The following is a 19,059-nucleotide window of genomic DNA, read 5'->3' as shown; positions in this document are numbered from 1 at the left end:
GACCGACGGGCGTCAGGGGCCCGGTTCCGTGCCCCAAAATCCACCCAATCGGTGGTCACTAAGCCCGCGGAGGAGGCCTTTGCCTCCCATGGTGGGACTGCTGGACTGATGATCGATTTGAGGCGGCTAGTCGTGCTGGCAGCGGTTGCGCTGCTCGCCCTAGGCACCGGCGTGGCCGTTGCCTCACCTGCGAAGCCGAAGCGCCCCGCGGTCGCGACCGCCGTGCCGCCGCCTCCGGCACCGCCGGTCGAACCGCTGCCGCCGCCAAAAATCTACCTGTTCCGTGGCGCCATGGGGCCGATCTTCTCGACCGGCATGGACCGGCTCGGCGAAAAGCTGACGAAGGCCGGCTTCTCGGCCGACGTCTATGAATTCACCATCTGCCGGTGGATCGGCGAGCGTGCCATCTCCAGCTACAAGGAAAACCCGGCGCCGATCGTGCTGATCGGCCACTCCATGGGCGGGTTGTGCTCGATCGTGATCTCCGAGATGGCGGCCAAGGAGAACATCAAGATCAGCCTCGTCATCATCATCGATCCCGCGCATGCGACTGGAGACGTGCCGCTCAATGTCGAGCGCTTCATCAACATCTTCCTCTCCGACAGCGTGCTCGGCGGCGGCGACGTCGTGGCCGTGCCCGGCTATCGCGGCCATTACGCGAGCTATGATCTGAAGGACAACAGCCGCGTCTCGCACATCAACATCGAGAAGTCGGACGACATCCATCGCCAGATCGTCGAGATGGTGACGCAGCTGCCGCGCATCCCCGCGCAGAGCCAGGCCGATGCCGTGCCGCTGCGCTATCTCGTGCCGCCGAACACGCCGGTGGAATTGTGGGACTCTGGCGTGCGGGTGCCCGTGCGCGCCGGCGACACCATGGAGAGCATCGCTGCCGCCCGCCGCGTGCCGCTGTGGACGCTGGCGCAGAGCAATTCGCTGGCGGAGAACGCGACCCTCACCCCCGGCCAGTCCATCATCGTCCCGCGCCATCTGACGCCGCCGGAGCCTGTGGCCGCGATGGCGGCGCCGGCGCCTCCGCCGCAAGGGCGGAAGTAATTGATCCACAAACTCGTCATGCCCGGGCTTGTCCCGGGTATCAACGCTCTTGGTGTCGCGCGAAAGATCGTGGATGGCCGGGACAAGCCCGGCCATGACGTAGAGTAGCGATTAAACATTCGACCCGTGGATCGCGTCGATCACGGCATCCGTGACTTCCTTCGTGGTCGCCTTGCCGCCGACATCGGGCGTCAGCACGCCGGCCGCACACACCTTCTCCACCGCCGCCATTAATCGCACCGCGGCGTCCTTCTCGCCGAGATGCTCAAGCATCTGGGCACCGGTCCAGAAGGTCGCGACCGGGTTGGCGATGCCCTTGCCGGTGATGTCGAACGCCGAGCCGTGGATCGGCTCGAACATCGAGGGAAAGCGGCGCTGCGGGTCGATGTTGCCGGTCGGCGCCACCCCGAGGCTGCCGGCGAGTGCGCCGGCAAGATCGGAGAGGATGTCGGCGTGGAGGTTAGTCGCGACGATCGTGTCGAGGCTCTTCGGATGCAGCGTCATGCGCACCGTCATGGCGTCGACCAGCATCTTGTCCCAGGTCACATCGGGGAATTCGGACGCGACTTCGGCGGCGATCTCGTCCCACATCACCATGCCGTGGCGCTGCGCGTTCGACTTGGTCACGACGGTCAGGAATTTGCGCGGGCGCGACTGCGCGAGCTGAAAGGCGTAGCGCATGATGCGGGTGACGCCGACGCGGGTGAACACCGCGACCTCGGTGCCGACCTCTTCCGGCAGGCCCTTGTGGGCGCGGCCGCCCATGCCGGCATATTCGCCTTCCGAGTTCTCGCGCACGATCACCCAGTCGAGATCGCCGACGCCGACATTGCGCAATGGCGAGGCGACGCCGGGCAGGATCTTGGTCGGCCGCACATTGGCGTATTGGTCAAAGCCCTGGCAGATCGGCAGGCGCAGGCCCCACAGCGTGATGTGGTCGGGCACGTCAGGCGCGCCGACCGCGCCGAAATAGATCGCGTCGAACTTCTTCAGTTCAGCAAGGCCCTCGGCCGGCATCATCACGCCGTGCTTCTTGTAATAGTCCGAGCCCCAGTCGAACGTCTTGACGTTGAAGGCGAGGTCGCCGCTGCGTTTTGCCAGAGCCTCCAGCACGCGGACGCCGGCCGAGATGACCTCGGGGCCGATGCCGTCGGCCGGAATTGCTGCGATCGAATGGGTGCGCATGAAGATGCTCCGTTTGAGATGTCAGTGGGATTGCGGGACGGGTTCGACGGGCGCGGTCTGCGCGCGCGACAATAGCAGGGTCAGGACCGCCGAGAGAACGAGCAGGCCGCTGACGAAATAGAGGCCGCCGACAAAACTGCCGGTCTGCTCCTTGATCCAGCCGATCATGGCCGGACCAACGAAGCCGCCGAGATTGCCGATCGAGTTGATGGTGGCGATCCCTGCCGCGGCTGCTGGGCCGGACAGGAACAGCGTCGGCATGCTCCACAGTGGCGGCTTGGCCGAAGAGATGCCGATGTTCACGAGCGCCAGTGCGACCAGCACAGCGACAACGCCGGTCGCAAGGCCGGCATAGGCGAGGCCCGCGGCCGCGAGCAGGCAGGCGAGCACGACGTGCCAGGTGCGCTCGCCGGTGCGGTCCGAATGCCGCGCCCACAGCACCATGGCGACGACGGCGGCGGTTGCCGGCAGCGCATTGAGGAAGCCGACCTGGAGCGTGGACAGGCCGAACTGCTTGATGATCTGCGGCGCCCAGACGCCGAGCGTGTAGAGGCCGGCCGAGGTGCCGAAATAGATCAGCGACAGCGCCAGCACCCGTGGGTCCGCAAGCCCGCGCCAGATGCTGTGGCTCGCGGTCGCGGCTTTGCTGGTGGTCTCCGCATTCATGGTCTCGACCAGCCAGCGCCGCTCGTCCTCCGCAAGCCATTTCGCCTTCTCGGGGCGATCGGTCAGGAAACCAAGCACGACGAAGCCGAGCACCACGGCCGGCAGCGCCTCCAGCACGAACAGCCATTGCCAGCCCTTGAAGCCGAGATGGCCGTCCATCTCCAGCAGCGCGCCCGATATCGGCGAGCCCAGCACGGTCGAGAGTGGCGCGGCGGCCATGAACAGCGCGGTCACCGCGGCACGCTGGCGCGCCGGGAACCAGTAGGAGAGGTAGAGGATGATGCCGGGAAAGAAGCCGGCTTCGGCGACACCAAGCAGGAAGCGCAGCACGTAGAAGCTGGTCGTGCCCTGCACGAACGCCATCGCGGCCGAGACCAGCCCCCAGGTGATCATCACCCGCGCAATCCAGATCCGCGCGCCGACCTTGTGCAGGATGATGTTGGACGGCACCTCGAACAGGAAGTAGCCCCAGAAGAAGATGCCGGCGCCAAAGCCGTAGACCGTCGGCGACAGGCCGATGTCCTTGTTCATGGTCAGCGAGGCAAAGCCGATATTGACGCGGTCGATGAAGGCCACGAAGTACAGCAGCATGATGAAGGGAACGATGCGCCAGGTGATCTTGCGCAGCACGCGCGTCTGAATCTCGCTCGCCACCCTGGCCTCCTCGAGTTCCGGTTTGTTGTTGTATCGGCGGACCCGGAGGTCCACGCCGGCAACGAGCCTAGGCGGGGGAAGGAGGCATACTCAATTGGCGCTGGTTTATACAAAAAAATGATATAATCCCCGCCGGGAAGGCTGCCACAGCGTCATGGCCGGGCTTGTCCCGGCCATCCACGACGTTCCCCGCGGGCGCAAAGAACGTGGATGCCCGGGCGTAGGCGAGCGGAAGCGACGCGGTCCTTCGGACGGCAATGCCCGGGCATGACGACGACCTCGCGTAGATCTTCAAGCGCGATCGGGCGAGACGAGAGGACCTTGGATGGAATTGCATCAGCTTCGATGCTTCGTGGCGGCGGCCGAGCAGCTGCATTTCGGCCATGCGGCGCAGCAGCTCCAGATGCTGCCCTCCGCGCTCGGCCGGCAGATCAGGCTATTGGAAGAAGATCTGGGAACGCGTCTGTTCGCACGGACCACGCGCGCGGTGTCGCTGACGGAAGACGGCACGACGCTGCTGCGCGATGCGCGCGCGATCCTCGCCCGGGTCGAGGCGGTCGAGAGCAATCTGCGCAACCGCTCGCGCGCGGGCGCCGCGCGGCGGCTGCGGGTCGGCGCCGTCGACAGCGCGGCGGCTGGATTGCTGCCGCCGCTCTTGCGCGATTTCCGCGACAAGCATCCTGAGATCGCGGTGCAGCTGCTCGAAGACAAAACCGTCCGGCTGCTGCCGAAGATTTTGACCGGCGCGCTGGACCTCGCCTTCGTCCGCCCGCCCGACAGTGCGGACAAGCGGCTCGAATTCCGCGATCTGCTCCAGGAGACCGCGATCGTGGCGTTTCCGCAGCGCCATGCGTTGGCCGAGCGCAAGTCGATCACGTTGGCGCAGATCGCCGACGAGGCGATGCTGGTGCCGGACCGCCGCTCGCGGCCACACAGCCACGACCTCACGATCAAGCTGTTCGAGCAGGCCGGGCTGACGCCGCGCATCGTGCAGGTCGCCGACGAGAAGCAGACCATCATCCATCTGGTGGCAACGAAGCTCGGCGTTGCGATCGTGCCGCGCTGGACCACGCGGATGGCGGTATCAGGCGTGCGCTTCGTGCCGCTCCGGCCGAAGCAGAGCGGGCCCATCGGCCGGCTGCCGCTTGCCGCCGCGTGGCTGCGCGGTTCGCGCGACCCGGCCCGCGATGCCATGCTGGCGGTGCTGGAGGCGCGCCTGCGCAGCTATGCGCGGGAGGCTTGAGCGGCTATGACATTGGCCTGGCGAGAAGGTGGGATGCGATGACGGGACAGAAAGCTTCGAACGAATTGCGGGTTGCCATCGCAGGCCTGGGCTCGATCGGCACCAAGATCGCGTCGGCGCTCGATCAGGGTATCGAGGGCTTGACCCTGTCGGCCGTCGCGGTGCGCAATCCCGCAAAGCATCAGGCCCTTATCAGCGGTCTGCGCCGTCCGCCGCAAATCGTGCCGATCGGGCAGCTCGGCGAAGTCGCCGACATCGTGGTCGAATGCGCGCCGAGCAGCCAATTGCGCGCGATCGTCGAGCCCGCGGTGAAACGCGGCAAGGCCGCGGTCGTCGTCAGCGTCGGCGGGCTGCTCGACAATTTCGATCTCGTCGATCTCGCCCGCGCCAATGGGGGCCGCATCATCGTGCCGACCGGCGCGCTGATCGGGCTGGACGCCGTCAACGCCGCCGCAATCGGCACCATTCATTCGGTGAAGATGGTGACGCGCAAGCCGATCGACGGTCTGAAGGGAGCGCCCTTCATCGTCGAAAACAACATCGATATCGACAATCTGCGCGAGCCGCTCAAGCTGTTCGAGGGCACCGCGCGTGAAGCCGCAAAGGGCTTTCCGGCCAATCTCAATGTCGCGGTGGCGCTGTCGCTCGCGGGCGTCGGGCCGGACCGCACATCCGTGCAGATCTGGGCCGACCCGACCGTGACGCGCAACGTTCACCGCATCGAGGTCGAGGCGGATTCCGCGCGCTTCTCGATGTCTATCGAGAACATCCCGTCGGAGAATCCCAAGACGGGCCTGATCACGGCGCTGTCCGTGATCGCGCTGCTGCGCAAGCAGCGCGCCACGCTTTGCGTCGGAACGTAACCTCTACGCGCCCGTGACGCGCCAGATCACGTTGCCGACGTCGTCGGCCATCAGCAGCGACTTCTTGTCGGGTCCGATCACGACGCCAACCGGACGGCCGTAGGATTCCTTCTCGTCCGGGGACAGGAAGCCCGACAGGATGTCGCGACCGGGGCCGGAGGGCTTGCCGTTCTCGAACGGGATGAACACCAGTTTGTAGCCCGAGAGTGTGCTGCGATTCCACGAGCCGTGCTGGCCGATCACCATGCCGTCGGGGAAGCCGGGCAGGGTCCCCGCCGGCATCCAGCACAGGCCGAGCGAAGCGGTGTGGCCGCCGAGCGCGTAGTCCGGTTGAAGCGCCTTGGCGACCATGGCGGGATCCTGCGGCACGCGGTCGTCCACCGTCTTGCCCCAGTAGCAATAGGGCCAGCCGTAGAAGCCGCCGTCGCGCACCGAAGTGAGATAGTCCGGCGGCGTCTCGTCGCCGAGCCCGTCGCGCTCGTTGACGACGGTCCAGAGCACGTTCGTATTGGGCTCCCAGGCAAGACCAACAGGATTGCGCAGGCCCGCACCAAAAATGCGATGCGTGCCGGCGGCGAGATCGAGTTCATAGACCGCGGCGCGGCCTTGCTCGACCTCCATGCCCATCTCGGCAATGTTGCTGAGCGAGCCGACGCCGGCATAGAGCTTCTTGCCGTCGGGACTCGCGAGCAGGCTGCGCGTCCAGTGGCCGCTCGGCTTGAACGTCGTGAGCCGCTTGCCCGGCGCGGTGATGCGGTCGGCATTGGCGACATAGGGGAAGGCCATCACGCCGTCGGTGTTGCCGACATAGAATGTGTTGCCGACCAGCGCCATGCCGAACGGCTGGCTGAGGTTCTCCATGAAGGCGCCGCGCACTTCCGCGACGCCGTCGCCGTCCTTGTCGCGCAGCAGCGTGATGCGGTCGGCGCTGACGCCGAGCGCTGCGGCGCGTCGCATCGTCGCCTGCATCGCATAGTGAAACACCGACCTCGGCGCGCCCGCGATCTGCGTCGCCTCCGCGATCAGCACGTCGCCATTCGGCAGCACCTCGATCCAGCGCGGATGGTCGAGCCCGGTCGCGAACGCATTGACCTTGAGCCCGGGGGCGACCGTCGGCTTCTGCCCCTCGCTCCAGCCCCTGGCCGTCGGCATCTTCAGCGTCGGGATCGCGCCTTGCGGCTTGGCTTCGGGAATGGAGGGCGTCTGGCCCCAGGCCGGCGCAGGCACGGTGCCCGATAACTTCCGCCATTGCAGCGCGATGCCACCGAGGAGCGCAACGAACTGCGCAAAGATGCTGGAAAAAGTCATGAGAACCCCTGTCGAACCCTAGGCACAGTGCACAGTCCAACACCGGATCGCACCAAGCCCCGCGCGGGCTCAGGCCTGATCGTCGACCTCTCCAGATCCACGATGAATGTCGTCGTGCCTCGTTGCGCGCGCATCCAACTGGGTCGTGGGACAAAGGTCAACCGTTGCGGAACTCGACCGACGCCTATTCCCGTGGAATGGCAGCCGACCAAATTTGCATGGAGAGAGGAAGATCAGCGGCCGATCTGCCGTTCCAGCCGCCGGCGCGAGCCTCTGTTCCTCCGTTAGGCACGCCCAAAGCACATTGCTGACTGATTTTGCATGCCTTGCCCGCCGCGCGCAGTCGCGACATCTCCAGGCATGCAACTGTTTAACCATCCGTTAACCATACCTACTCATGATACTGCTCGTATGTGTGTTCGCGATGAGCTTGATCTGCATGGCGCAGCGTGGTTCCAGAGCGCCAGTTGGAGGGGATGAGGGCGTCCTGAGCTTTCCCTCACCGCTGGCACCAGACAAGGGAGCAACAGCTCTCGATCTGGTATATCAAGCGGCCGATGTCTTCCGCGATATGGAGAAGCACGCCCGCGAGACCGAAGCCCGCGCCCAATCACTTTGCACGAGCGCCATAGAAAGATTGCGGCTGGCCGAAGGGCGAGCGGAGGCCGCCGAGCGGGCACAGCGTGAACTCACCGTAGCCACCCAAACTAAGCTGCAAGATGCTTGCCGAGCGCTGGAGCAAGCCCAGTGCTGCATTGAAGCTCAGAAGGATAAGTTGACGGCCGTAGAGCTTCGCGCCGAAGTTGCGGAAGCCGAAGCGCGACAAGCCAAGGAAGCGCTCGCGCTCGTTGAAGAGGCCATTCGCAAGCGTCTGCTTTGCGCAAGCCCCCATGCCGATGGCACGTTGGCAGCGGTAGCCTGACCAATTGCGACTGCAATGGCTCACTGGTGCGCGGGCAGGCGCGGAGCGGGCGAACTCACCCTGCAGTGAGCCTGGCGGGAGCCAACGCATTTAGCATTTGAAATCGGGCGGGATGGGGTTCGGCCCAAAGAGGGGCCGGTGCAGCCTGAGAGGCTCATTTTACTTACGAGACAACACGCTGCGTTACCTGCGCGCGCCAATTCCAATGACAGAGCTAAACGATAACGAACTATTAACCATGTTGGGCTATCTGGAGAATTGGGCACTCGGGGCGCGTGTGCTGGCTTGCGGCCAGCCGGTAGCGTAGGCGTGGACCCATGGCCCTTGACCCGGAAGAACTCGTTACCCTGACAGATCATGGCTTGATGAAACTGCGCGCGGCTGTATCGCGCGCGATGACGTTGCCACCCAAGGAACGCAAGCGGACGACAATCGTCCGCGAGGGTGAACCGGCGATCCTGAATTTCGAACAGATCAAAAACCTTGCGGCGCAGTGGCACGAACGGCTCGTGCCACTCGACTGACTAGTTTGGCTGTACGGCCCCCGCGCCTCCCAAAGGGGCGGCGAGTGCACGGTCCCGTCGCCTTTCTGTAAGCTTGAGTGTGATGCCGGTAGCCGCATGCGGATTACCGTTCGTTGCGACCGGCCGCCACGAGGGCTGCCGAGATTTCTCGCAGCGCCGACTGCCCTTGGGCCGCACCCGCGCGACGCTTGGCTTCCGCTTCCCCGTTAAGATTTCATTAACCTTACGAGAGCAAGTCTTTTGGCCGGGGCCGGGCGGATCATTCGCAAGGAAAATCCCATGCCAAATCTGGAAGAGGCAATTCGCGAGCGCGCCTACCACCTCTGGGTCGCCGATGGTCAACCCGACGGAAAGGCGGAAGTCCATTGGATGTATGCTCAACACGAAATTCTCGCGGCGTCAGTTGCAAGCCCTGCCGCGGCTGACATTGCAATGACAAGACCCGCCAGGAGGGCGCGATCCCCGAAAAAGCAAAACTCGCGCTGACTGGTCCAGCGCGAGGACGTGCGCCGTTCGCAATTCGGTCGGCGGGCTGCCGGTTGTCGTTCATCCGACGATGCGGGAATTGGCAGCCTCGCTAACCCAAATTTCTTCGAGAGGAACAGACAACAACACCTAGACTATTTGTTGGGGTGGCAGTTCAATTGGCATTGGTTGATCGAGCCGGTTTCTCGCACCATCCAGCGCCGAGAGCGACGAGCGCCGACCTGACCAGAGCCGATGGCAACCAGTGTCCGACGGGACCAGTGTCCGTAAGGCCAGCGTCAAAGAGGCCAGGGTCCAGAAGGCCAGCGTAAAGCGAGCATCAACCCTGCAGGCAGCCCGCCAAGTCTGCTCGCAGCCAAACTTGGCAAGACACAGCAAAGCCTTTGCTAACGAAGAACCTTTGAAGCGTTTGGGACCATCGGTCGCTCCGATGGTCCCTTCTCATTGTGTTGCCATTGGCGCGAGACATCGCGTGGCTCTCGCTTACGCGTTCACCACGCAATCGATGCGCGGAACGCTATTTGATCGTCGCGTGCACAGTGATTACCGACGTGCCGGAAACCGTCGGGCCCTGCCCCGTTGCTCTGATGGCAAAAGTATCGCTCCCCTTATATCTCGCCTTCGCCTTGTATTCGAACGTAGACAGGTTGAGCCTTTTCAGCTTGCCGTGTGACGGCTTTTGAGAGATGTCCGCGCTACTCAAGGTGCCGCGCATCTTGATTGGAAATTGGCAACTTCCTCCAGACGTGAGGTCAATGTCGGCCGTCGAGTTCTCGCCCCAATCCGCTAGTGTCCCTGAGATTGAGCATTCGGAAGCGGCCCCCGCCCGAGATACAGACAGTAGGCTTGGACAGCTAGCAACAAGCGCCAACGCAGCGACCTTTGACAACTGCATGATAGGCTCTCCACAGTGTTGTCAGTTTACGGACATCACTCCTCTGGCACCCCGGCTGGGCGGATGCCCTCGCAGATCTGCTCTCGTCCGGCGAGATATTTCGTATTGTCGCTTGCTTGGCTGACAAGCAAGCGCCTGGATCGGGCGCAAGTCCCACATTAGCAGTAACGTCGTGCAGAGAAAGCGGACGGCAGGGACTGCGCCTTCGGGGCGCCTCAGCGCGGCGACAGGAACGGAATGATCATCGGCACGCGGCGGCAATAGGCGCCGTAGGCATCCTCGCCGAGCTCCTTCGACAGGAACACCTCTTCCATCCGGCCCTTCTGCCACATGCCGAGCGAGATCAGGATGGCGCCAAGGATCGTCGTCACCAGGCCGATCGCAACGCCGGTCACCAGCATGCCGAAGATCAGCCCGGTGTAGATCGGGTGGCGCACGATGCCATAGGGACCGGTATCGATGACGCGGTGGTCTTCCTTGTGGGTGATGGTGTTGGACCAGAATTTTCCGAGATGCAGCCGGCCCCACCAGGCGAAGGCGATGCCGGCGGCCGAGAGGACCGCGGCAACGGCGATGCCGGTGTTGCCGAGCACCCAGAGCGGCGTCCAGCCCAGGACCTGTGCAACCCACGGCGTGTACAGGATGCCGCCGACCAGGATCGGCAGGCGATAGCGCTGCGACTCCAGTGTCATAACCTGCTTCTTGGTCCGCCCCTGCCAAAACGAGGCGCCGACCCAGCTGGCGAGAAAGGCGAGCCAGATCAGGGCCAGAAGTTCGGTCGGCCAGGTCGTGGTCCAGCCACCCCAGGCCACGGAGAGAAGCTTGCTGAAATCGAAGGACATGAAGGTTCTTTGCGTTTGGGCGGCGGCTTCAGCTCGCGCGCGAGGACAGCGCGTGATGCTCGATGGCGCCGGAGGGCCGCTGGCCGTTGCGGGCGAGCAGATGGGTGATGGTTTCGCGCAAGACCGGTTCGATCGGGCGCGGCGCGTAGCCGAGCTCAGTGCGCGCCTTGCCGATCGAGAGGTCGCTTGCGGCGAGCGCAATGCGAACGCCCTCGGCGGTACCGTTGGGCGGCCGGCGCGTGATGCGATCGGAGATGGATTCGAGCATGATCGCGGAGAGCTCGGCGATCTTGCCGGGCACGACGACCGGGAACTGCCGGCGGCCGCTCATCGCCGACATCATCCGCAGGATGTTGCCGAGCGGGACGCAGTCGCCGCCGAGGATGTAGCGCTGGCCGATGCGGCCGCGCTCCATGGTCAGCACGAGACCCATCGCGACGTCACGGACATCGACGAGATTGACCAGGAAGTTGAGGTGCGGCTGCACCTTCTTCTGGAGGAAGTACCACAGCATCGCCGTCGGCGGCGTCAGATTGTGGTCGGCGGCACCGATCGGCATGGTCGGCGTGCCGATCACGAGCGGAAAGCCCGCGGCCGCAGCCTTCGCGGCGTGGTGCTCGGCGAGCGACTTCGACCGCGTATAGGCGCCGGGCATCGCATCGGCCGGCTGCAGCGCCTCTTCGGCGGCAACGCCGTTGAGGTCGGAATAGGGGAACAGGATCGATTCCGTCGAGCAGTGCAGGAAGCGCGACACGCCGCGCTTCATCGCCGCGGCAAGCACGATTTCGGTGCCGCGGCAATTGACGTCGTGGAAGTCCTGCTTGTTGGCGACCCACATGCCGGGTAGGCCGGCGAGGTGATAGACCTGATCGACACCGGCGATCGCGGCCTCGACCGCGGTACCGTCCAGCACCGAGCCGTGGATGTGTTCAACGTCCGCGTTCGCTGCGGCCGGCGCGCGGACATCGAGAACGCGTACCCGCTGCCCACGGGCGCGGAGCGCTTCTACGAGATGATGTCCGATGAAGCCGCTGCCACCGGTAACCAGTACGAGAGCCATGCAGAAGGTTTACTGTTTCGCTTCTAGAGCTATCGGGTTGAAAGGGAATTGGTCGGAACAGGCGCCAGAATCGCGGCAAGGTCGCGACGGAAGCCCAGTGCAATGAATAATTTCGCCATGACAAACATCGGTCCAAGCAGGAAATGCGCGGGGTGGTCGACCATCGACGGCTGCCGTTCCTCGAAAACCCTGTGGCCCACGATCTGCGCTGCGACGCCAAATCCGATCAGCACCGCAAAAATCGACCACATCATGACGATCGAGGCCTGATTGCCGATTGCGGTTGCGACCGAAAGCAGCACGATCATCGCGGCGAGGATGCCGAGTCCGATCCCGGCGTCCAACATCAGCCAGTAGACCAGCACCGGCAGGGCCGCAACCACGGCCAGGCTCACCTCGATCCCGAAGATGGGAAAACGCACGAGAGTGAGCGGCAGCACGGCACCGGTGAAGAGCAGGAGGATTCCGACCACGTGCATCGCGCAGTTCCAGGGATCGCGATGATATTCGACGTAATCGGCCAGTTGGCGTTGAAAATAACCAGCCATCTCGGTCTCGTGCAGCATGGGGTCGGGGATGGGCGAAAAGAGGCTATAGCACCTGATAGAGCAGTGCACAAACCGGCTCGCATGTCGCGCAAAGCATGGCTGTTGCGCTCTCGACAGGCCGCAAAATGGTCGAAACTTCAAAGAGTTCCGTCAGGGGAAGCGATCTCGCTCAGCGCTTCTTGGCGGGCTTTTTCGCCGCAGGCCCAGGCGCCGCAGCCGGATGCGCAGGCGCGTCCTCCGGCACCTTGGCATAGGTCAGGATTTGCAACTGGCCGTTGACGGCCGAGGTCGGCTTGGCCCGGTCGAGAAACTGCTCCTCGCCGAGGCCGATCGGATGCAGCCGCTTGGTCGAGATCTTGAAGGTGTTCACCAGGACGTCGCGGATCGCATCGGCGCGTCGCTGGCTCAGGATCGCATTGGCCTCGCGCGTCTTCGCATTGGATTCGACGTGGCCGACGATCAGGAAGGTGTAGGGCAGCAGCGAGGAATGGACCAGCGCGTCCGCGATGCGGCCGACGGTCTGGTAGGATGTCGGCTGGATGATCGGCGTGTCGGCGTCGAACTGGATCTGCGCGTTGAAGGCGGGAAGGTTGGCCAGATCAGGCGCGATCAGCGGCCGGTTCACCGGACCCGGATCGTTCTTGATCCTGGCCTTGGCGCGCTCCATCACCTGCTGCTTCAGCGCGGGAAGGTCGGCCTCGGCGGCCTGTTCGAAATGGTTCAGCTTGCCGACGATGTCGTCACGGGTCGGCGCCGCGGTCTGCGCGCTTGCTGCGCCCGGGAGCAGTGCCAGGACCATCGTGATGGCGATTCCGTTCGCGCGCATCACCGATACCCCGCGTCGTCGACGGCCTTCAGGCAGTTGTTGCTGATGCCCTTGGGCGTCGAGACCAGGCAGGGGATCGACTTGCTGGTCTCCTTGGTCGAGCCGCCGCAGACCTTGACGATCTCGCGCTGGCAGGCGTTCGCCACCGTGACGCGCGCGGCGACGCGCTTCTGGATGGCGTCGAAGGCGCCGAGATAATCGCTCTGGCATTGCTGGGAGAGCACGTCGCGATTGCGGGACAGGCACTCTTTCAGCCGGGTCGAGTCCGGGTTGACGCCGCGGCAATTGGCGACGATTTCCGCGCCGCAACTCTTGGCCAGGAGCCCGATCGAATCGCCAAAGCTCATGGTCTCCGCCGCCGCTAGCGACGGCATCCCCAATGCCAGCAAGATCAGTGTGATGGAGCCCCGGACCATGGGCGCATCTGATACGGGGAAGTTCGCGATGGTCAAGGGCTGTTCGGGCGAGAACCGTCGAACGTCCGGCCAGTGCGGCGAACAGTCCTCACTCCGCGTCGGGGAGGGGCGGCCATTCGATCAGGGCGACCGTGTGTTTCCTGAGGTCGTCGGCCACAGCAGGGTCGGCCTTGAGCTCGTCCAACGTCCGCGGCGCGGGAAGCTGGCGGCCGTCCGCGCTCAGCTCCTGCGCATAAAATGCGAGCGCCTCGGGCGCACTCTCCAGGGCCTCGTCGACGTCGTCGCCGCCGGAAATGCAGCCGGGCAGGTCGGGAAACCACAAGCTGACGGCGTCGTCCGGGCCTGCGTCCTCGATGATCGCAATGTACTGAGGCATGGCAGGCCTCACGCCCGCTGCACAAAGCTGTCCACGACCTTCTTCTCGCCGGCCTTGTCGAAGGCGATGGTGAGCTTGTTGCCGTCGATCTTGGTGACGCGGCCGTAGCCGAATTTCTGGTGGAAGACGCGGTCGGAGAGGGAAAATTCCGAGGTGGTGCCGGTGGATTTGGCGACCAGCTCGCCCTCGATCGTCATCGGCCCACGGCGGCGTGAGGAGAAGCTGCCGAAATCCGGGCTGGATGAGGAGGAGAACGACGAGGACTGTTCCTCGAAGCCGCTCTGGCCGCCGCCACTGCGTCCACCGCCCCGGTTGCGGTTGGCCTGGGCGCGCTGCCAGCCCGGGGTCGAATAGGTGGAGCCGAACGCCTCCATGTCGTCGAAACGCGAGGCGCCGTAGCCGCCGGTGCCGCCCCAGGCCGAGCCGCCCTTGGATTCCGTGATCTCTACATTGGCGGACGGCAGTTCGTCGAGGAAGCGCGACGGGATCGTGGTCGACCAGGTGCCATGGATCCGGCGGTTGGTCGCAAAGTAGATCTTTGCGCGGCGGCGGGCGCGGGTCAGGCCGACATGGCCGAGCCGGCGCTCTTCCTCGAGGCCGGCGCGGCCCTGTTCGTCCAGCGTGCGCTGGCTCGGGAACAGGCCTTCCTCCCAGCCGGGCAGGAACACGTTGTCGAATTCGAGGCCCTTGGCCGAATGCAGCGTCATCAGCGACACCGCGTCTTCCTCGGCGCCGCCGTCGCGATCCATCACCAGCGAGATGTGCTCCAAAAACCCCTGCAGGTTCTCGAACTCCTCCATCGAGCGCACGAGCTCTTTCAGGTTCTCCAGCCGGCCGGCGGCGTCGGCCGAGCGGTCCTTCTGCCACATCTCGGTATAGCCGCTCTCGTCGAGCACGATCTGGGCGAGATCAGTATGCGCGGTGACCTCGCGCTGGGCACGCCAGCGGTCGAACTGGGCGACGACGTCGCGCAAGCTTCCGCGCGCCTTCGGCTTCAACTCGTCGGTCTCGACCACCGCGCGCGCCGCCTCGAACAGCGGGATGCGGCGCTTGCGGGCGTGGTCGTGCAGCATCTGCACGGTAGCGTCGCCAAGACCCCGCTTGGGCACGTTGACGATGCGCTCGAAGGCGAGATCGTCGGCAGGCGAGTTGATGACGCGCAGATACGCCAGCGCGTCGCGGATTTCGGCGCGCTCGTAGAAGCGCGGGCCGCCGATCACGCGGTAGGGCAGGCCGAGCGTGACGAAACGGTCTTCGAATTCGCGCATCTGGTAGGAAGCGCGCACCAGGATCGCGATCTCGTTGAGCTTCTCGCCCTGGCGCTGCAACTGCTCGATCTCCTCGCCGATGCCGCGGGCTTCCTCTTCGGAATCCCACGAGCCCGTCACCGTGACCTTCTCGCCGTCATGATCCTCGGTGCGCAGCGTCTTGCCCAGCCGGCCTTCGTTGTGCGCGATCAAGTGCGAGGCGGCGGCGAGGATGTGGCCGGTCGAGCGGTAATTGCGCTCGAGGCGGATCACCTTGGCGCCGGGGAAATCGTGGTCGAAGCGCAGGATGTTGTCGACCTCGGCGCCGCGCCAGCCATAGATCGACTGGTCGTCGTCGCCGACGCAGCAGATGTTTTTGACGTGGGGCTTCTCCCTCTCCCCGTCCTTTACGAGGAGAGGCTCGGGCTGAGGAGCTGTCTCCACGAGTTCAGTCTGCGGAGAGTCCCCGTCACCCGCATCGCTTTGCGATGCGACCTCTCCCCGCACGCGGGGAGCGGTGAAGGAGGGAGACGCCGGCGCCTGCGACAGCAGCCGCAGCCACAGATATTGTGCGACGTTGGTGTCCTGATATTCGTCGACCAGGATGAATTTGAAGCGCTGCTGGTATTGCCGCAGGATGTCCGGGTGCTCGCGGAAGATCCGGATGTCCTCGAGCAGCAGGTCGCCGAAATCGGCGGCGTTCAAGATCTTCAGCCGCTCCTGATAGCTCGCATAGAGCTTGCCGCCCTTGCCGTTGGCGAAGACGGCGGCTTCGCCTGACGGCACCTGCGACGGCGTCAGGCCGCGGTTCTTCCAGCCGTCGATCAGGCCGGCCAGCATGCGTGCCGGCCAGCGCTTGTCGTCGATGTTGTCGGCCTGCAGCAGCTGCTTGAGCAGGCGCACCTGGTCATCGGTGTCGAGCACGGTGAAGTTCGACTTGAGCTGCGCCAGCTCGGCATGGGTGCGCAGGATGCGGCCGCCGATGGAGTGGAAGGTGCCGAGCCACGGCATGCCTTCGACCGCGTGGCCGAGCATCTGGCCGAGCCGATGCTTCATCTCGCGTGCGGCCTTGTTGGTGAAGGTCACCGACAGGATCTCGGCGGGGCGGGCGCGGCCCTGGCTGAGGATGTGGGCGATGCGCGTGGTCAGCACGCGCGTCTTGCCGGTGCCGGCGCCGGCCAGCACCAGGACCGGGCCGTCCAGCGTCTCCACGGCGTCGCGCTGCTCGGGATTGAGCCCGGACAGATATTTCGGGCCCACGGAGGCGCGCGCACGCGCGGCGATGCCGCCGGCTGCGGGCTGGTGGTCGGGGACGCTGGTGATCTTGCTCGGCTCGGTCATGCGAATCATTTGGCCCCACGTTGGCACCGCGGGGTGGCGGGAGGGAGCCTTCTTAACAGGGATTGGTGCCTATATGGGGCGCCGGGGCGGGGTTTTCCACGTGCGCGGCGGCCCGATTTGTTCCAGCGAGAAGCGCGAATTTCACCGTTATACGTGCCGGAACCATCGTTCCCGCGTCGAGATTGTCTGGACAGGTGGCGCGGCCAGCCGCGCCGACGCAGACAGACATCAAGACGAGGGTTTGACCATGCTAGGCTGGGTTGTGACGTTTCTGGTTATCGCACTGATCGCCGGCATCCTGGGCTTCGGCGGCATCGCCGGCGCCTCGATCGAGATCGCCAAGATCATCTTCTTCATCGCGGTCGTGCTGTTCCTGGTCTCGGCCGTGGTCGGCCTCGCCCGCGGCCGCAACAGGGTATAGCGCGGTCTGATGGGTGCATGATCTCCGCGCAAACGCATTCCGCGTTTGTCGCGAGGGAAAACCGCTTCTTTTCCGGATCATGCACTACCGCTTCGAGGGCATCGCCACGTTCCGGCCGATGCCCTCGGGCCGCGGCACGGCGCCGTGGGCGCCCACGACGGCTGCAATGCGCTGCCGGATATCGGGCGGAAAGGCCGCCACCTTTCGCGAGCCCATGTCGATGTGGAGCGACATGTTTTCGGAGGTCGCCGACAGCCAGCCTTCGGTCGCGTGCCGCAACTCCTGGAACGTATGCAACCGCTTGTCGTCGGCTTCGAGCAGCCAGACCGACACCTGCACGGGATCGCCGAGGTGGATTTCGCGCAGATACCGTACATGGCATTCGGCAGTGAAGGTCGAGCCGCCTCGCTCCTTCATGTAGCCCGGCCCGATCCCGAGCTGTAACCACATCTGGTCGATCGCGCGGTCGAACATGACGTTGTAATAGGCCATGTTGAGATGGCCGTTATAGTCGATCCATTGTGGCTCGATCTGCATGATCGACGAGCGGAACGGCTCGGCGGCGGTCTCCGGCATGTGTCTTTCCTGCTATGCGCGCGGTCGCTTGACTTGACCGGTCAGATGTCCTTTGCCACGGTTCTTCTGTCGGGAGGACTATCCGTGGGTACGACCATCACCAATAATCCGCCGCGGGTCGAGCCGAAAGCCCTCGCAAGCGCGCTGGAGCAGCTTGCCGCACGGTTCGGCAACCGCCTCATCACCTCGCAGGCCGTTCGCGAGCAGCACGGCCATACCACCACGTGGATCGTCAACCAGCCGCCGGACGGCGTGGTGATGGCGCAGGAGACCGCGGACATCCAGGACGTGGTGCGGATCTGCGCCAAGAACCGCGTCCCCGTCATCGCCTTCGGCACCGGCACCTCGCTCGAGGGCCAGGTCAACGCGCCGGCCGGCGGCATCTCGATCGACCTGCGCGACATGAACAAGGTGCTCGCGGTGCATGCCGAGGACCTCGACTGCGTGATCCAGCCCGGCGTCACACGCAAGGCGCTGAACGAGCATCTGCGCGACCAGGGCCTGTTCTTCCCCATCGACCCCGGCGCGGATGCTTCGCTCGGCGGCATGGCCTCGACCCGCGCCTCCGGCACCAACGCGGTGCGCTACGGCACCATGCGCGACAGCGTGCTCGCGCTGAAGGTCGTGCGCGGCGACGGCGAGATCATCACGACAGGCACGCGCGCCAAGAAATCATCCGCCGGCTACGACCTGACGCATCTGTTCGTCGGTGCCGAAGGCACGCTCGGCATCATCTCCGAGCTGACCATTCGCCTGCGCGGCATCCCCGACACGATCGCGGCCGGCGCGGTGTCGTTCGAGACCGTGCACGGGGCATGTCAGGCGGTGATCCTGGCGATTCAGACCGGCATTCCCGTGGCGCGCATCGAGCTGCTCAACGCCGCGCAGGTGAAGGCCTGCAATGCCTATTCGAAGCTGACGCTGCCGGAAACGCCGCTGCTGCTGATGGAATTCCACGGCAGCGAGGTCGAGGTCGGCGAGCAGTCCAAGGCCTTCGGCGAGATCGCAAAGGATTGCGGCGGTGGTGATTTCTCCTGGACCACCAAACCGGAGGATCGCACCAAGCTGTGGCAGGCGCGACACGACGCCTATTGGTCGGTGAAGGCGCTGCGTCCCGGCGACAGCATCGGCGTGGTTGCAACCGACGTTTGCGTGCCGATCTCGCGGCTTGCCGATTGCGTCGGCGAGACCGAGGAAGATCTCAAACGCCTCAACCTGCTGTCGCCGATCGTCGGCCATGTCGGTGACGGCAATTTCCACTGCTCGCTGGTCTGCGACACCAACGATGCCGATGAGATGGCGCGCGGCGAGGAGTTCATGCATCGCCTGGTCGAACGCGCGCAGGCGATGGACGGCACCTGCACCGGTGAGCACGGCATCGGCCAGGGCAAGCAGAAATATCTCAAGGCGGAACTCGGCCCCGAAGCGCTCGACGCGATGCGGGCGCTGAAAAATGCGCTCGATCCGCTGAACATCTTCAATCCCGGCAAGATCGTGCCGGAGGCATAGCGCGCGGCCGGCTGCGTCGCGGTCGCGGAACTTTCGGCAGTCAGGCCGGTTCCAATCCCGTCGATTTCCGATGCCACCTTGGCGCGGCTCTGCGG

At 64.8% G+C, this 19,059-nt stretch carries 19 protein-coding genes; 8 read left to right on the top strand and 11 right to left on the bottom strand.

The window, feature by feature from the left end:
• Positions 1-108: 108 nt before the first annotated feature.
• Complete coding sequence (locus ACKWRH_RS35080) at positions 109-1,056, top strand: LysM peptidoglycan-binding domain-containing protein (RefSeq protein ID WP_445217245.1); 948 nt, start codon at positions 109-111, stop codon at positions 1,054-1,056.
• Positions 1,057-1,167: 111 nt separating this feature from the next.
• Here the strand turns inward: ACKWRH_RS35080 and ACKWRH_RS35075 are convergent, their stop codons facing one another.
• Together ACKWRH_RS35075 and ACKWRH_RS35070 are read right to left on the bottom strand one after the other, a co-directional pair.
• Positions 1,168-2,241: a tartrate dehydrogenase gene (locus tag ACKWRH_RS35075; protein ID WP_445217244.1), complete on the bottom strand. Its 1,074-nt coding sequence runs from the start codon at positions 2,239-2,241 to the stop codon at positions 1,168-1,170.
• Between the two features lie 21 nt (positions 2,242-2,262).
• The gene (locus ACKWRH_RS35070; protein WP_445217243.1) at positions 2,263-3,561 is read right to left on the bottom strand and encodes an MFS transporter; all 1,299 of its coding nucleotides are present in this window, start codon (positions 3,559-3,561) and stop codon (positions 2,263-2,265) included.
• Between the two features lie 325 nt (positions 3,562-3,886).
• Here ACKWRH_RS35070 and ACKWRH_RS35065 point away from each other — a divergent pair, with 325 nt between their 5' ends.
• A complete protein-coding gene (locus ACKWRH_RS35065; protein ID WP_445217242.1) occupies positions 3,887-4,804 on the top strand; it encodes a LysR substrate-binding domain-containing protein in 918 nt (305 codons plus the stop codon).
• A 38-nt stretch (positions 4,805-4,842) separates the two neighbouring features.
• Complete coding sequence (locus ACKWRH_RS35060) at positions 4,843-5,667, top strand: aspartate dehydrogenase (RefSeq protein WP_445217241.1); 825 nt, start codon at positions 4,843-4,845, stop codon at positions 5,665-5,667.
• A 3-nt stretch (positions 5,668-5,670) separates the two neighbouring features.
• On the opposite strand, the gene ACKWRH_RS35055 is transcribed toward ACKWRH_RS35060, so the two are convergent.
• Entirely contained in the window at positions 5,671-6,975 is a 1,305-nt protein-coding gene (locus ACKWRH_RS35055; protein ID WP_445217240.1) for a PQQ-dependent sugar dehydrogenase, read from the bottom strand.
• Positions 6,976-7,372: 397 nt separating this feature from the next.
• On the opposite strand from ACKWRH_RS35055, the gene ACKWRH_RS35050 reads away from it, so the two are divergent.
• The 3 genes from ACKWRH_RS35050 (at position 7,373) to ACKWRH_RS35040 (ending at position 8,907) form a co-directional block, all read left to right on the top strand.
• Positions 7,373-7,897 (top strand): hypothetical protein, encoded by a 525-nt coding sequence (locus ACKWRH_RS35050; RefSeq protein ID WP_445217239.1) that lies wholly within the window; start codon positions 7,373-7,375, stop codon positions 7,895-7,897.
• Positions 7,898-8,214: 317 nt separating this feature from the next.
• Positions 8,215-8,421 (top strand): hypothetical protein, encoded by a 207-nt coding sequence (locus ACKWRH_RS35045; RefSeq protein ID WP_445217238.1) that lies wholly within the window; start codon positions 8,215-8,217, stop codon positions 8,419-8,421.
• 279 nt (positions 8,422-8,700) lie between these two features.
• Positions 8,701-8,907, top strand: a complete 207-nt coding sequence (locus tag ACKWRH_RS35040) for a DUF2934 domain-containing protein (RefSeq protein ID WP_445217237.1) — start codon at positions 8,701-8,703, stop codon at positions 8,905-8,907.
• Between the two features lie 1,110 nt (positions 8,908-10,017).
• Here the strand turns inward: ACKWRH_RS35040 and ACKWRH_RS35035 are convergent.
• The 7 genes from ACKWRH_RS35035 to ACKWRH_RS35005 all read right to left on the bottom strand — a co-directional run bounded on the left by ACKWRH_RS35035 (position 10,018) and on the right by ACKWRH_RS35005 (position 16,467).
• Complete coding sequence (locus tag ACKWRH_RS35035) at positions 10,018-10,644, bottom strand: methyltransferase family protein (RefSeq protein ID WP_445217236.1); 627 nt, start codon at positions 10,642-10,644, stop codon at positions 10,018-10,020.
• Between the two features lie 28 nt (positions 10,645-10,672).
• On the bottom strand, positions 10,673-11,704 hold the full coding sequence (locus tag ACKWRH_RS35030) for an NAD-dependent epimerase/dehydratase family protein (RefSeq protein WP_071910445.1): 1,032 nt from the start codon (positions 11,702-11,704) through the stop codon (positions 10,673-10,675).
• A gap of 29 nt (positions 11,705-11,733) precedes the next feature.
• A complete protein-coding gene (locus ACKWRH_RS35025; protein ID WP_445217235.1) occupies positions 11,734-12,393 on the bottom strand; it encodes an Mpo1 family 2-hydroxy fatty acid dioxygenase in 660 nt (219 codons plus the stop codon).
• A gap of 28 nt (positions 12,394-12,421) precedes the next feature.
• Positions 12,422-13,078, bottom strand: coding sequence for an OmpA family protein (locus tag ACKWRH_RS35020; RefSeq protein ID WP_445217234.1), 657 nt, complete (start codon positions 13,076-13,078; stop codon positions 12,422-12,424).
• Complete coding sequence (locus tag ACKWRH_RS35015; protein ID WP_063921531.1) at positions 13,078-13,494, bottom strand: hypothetical protein; 417 nt, start codon at positions 13,492-13,494, stop codon at positions 13,078-13,080. The genes ACKWRH_RS35020 and ACKWRH_RS35015 overlap by 1 nt, the downstream gene beginning before the upstream one ends.
• Positions 13,495-13,582: 88 nt before the next feature.
• Positions 13,583-13,870 (bottom strand): type II toxin-antitoxin system HicB family antitoxin, encoded by a 288-nt coding sequence (locus ACKWRH_RS35010; protein ID WP_445217233.1) that lies wholly within the window; start codon positions 13,868-13,870, stop codon positions 13,583-13,585.
• A gap of 8 nt (positions 13,871-13,878) precedes the next feature.
• Positions 13,879-16,467, bottom strand: a complete 2,589-nt coding sequence (locus ACKWRH_RS35005; protein ID WP_445217232.1) for an ATP-dependent helicase — start codon at positions 16,465-16,467, stop codon at positions 13,879-13,881.
• Positions 16,468-16,705: 238 nt separating this feature from the next.
• Between ACKWRH_RS35005 and ACKWRH_RS35000 the strand changes: the two genes are divergently transcribed.
• Positions 16,706-16,879, top strand: a complete 174-nt coding sequence (locus ACKWRH_RS35000) for a DUF1328 domain-containing protein (RefSeq protein WP_018319670.1) — start codon at positions 16,706-16,708, stop codon at positions 16,877-16,879.
• Between the two features lie 84 nt (positions 16,880-16,963).
• On the opposite strand, the gene ACKWRH_RS34995 is transcribed toward ACKWRH_RS35000, so the two are convergent.
• Positions 16,964-17,455: a thioesterase family protein gene (locus tag ACKWRH_RS34995; protein WP_445217231.1), complete on the bottom strand. Its 492-nt coding sequence runs from the start codon at positions 17,453-17,455 to the stop codon at positions 16,964-16,966.
• 84 nt (positions 17,456-17,539) lie between these two features.
• On the opposite strand from ACKWRH_RS34995, the gene ACKWRH_RS34990 reads away from it, so the two are divergent.
• Positions 17,540-18,964 (top strand): FAD-binding oxidoreductase, encoded by a 1,425-nt coding sequence (locus ACKWRH_RS34990; protein ID WP_445217230.1) that lies wholly within the window; start codon positions 17,540-17,542, stop codon positions 18,962-18,964.
• Positions 18,965-19,059: the final 95 nt, after the last annotated feature.

Source organism: Bradyrhizobium sp. Pa8, from assembly GCF_052588265.1.
Note: the sequence above shows the minus strand (reverse complement) of the source record. Positions and strands in the feature narration are given on the sequence as shown.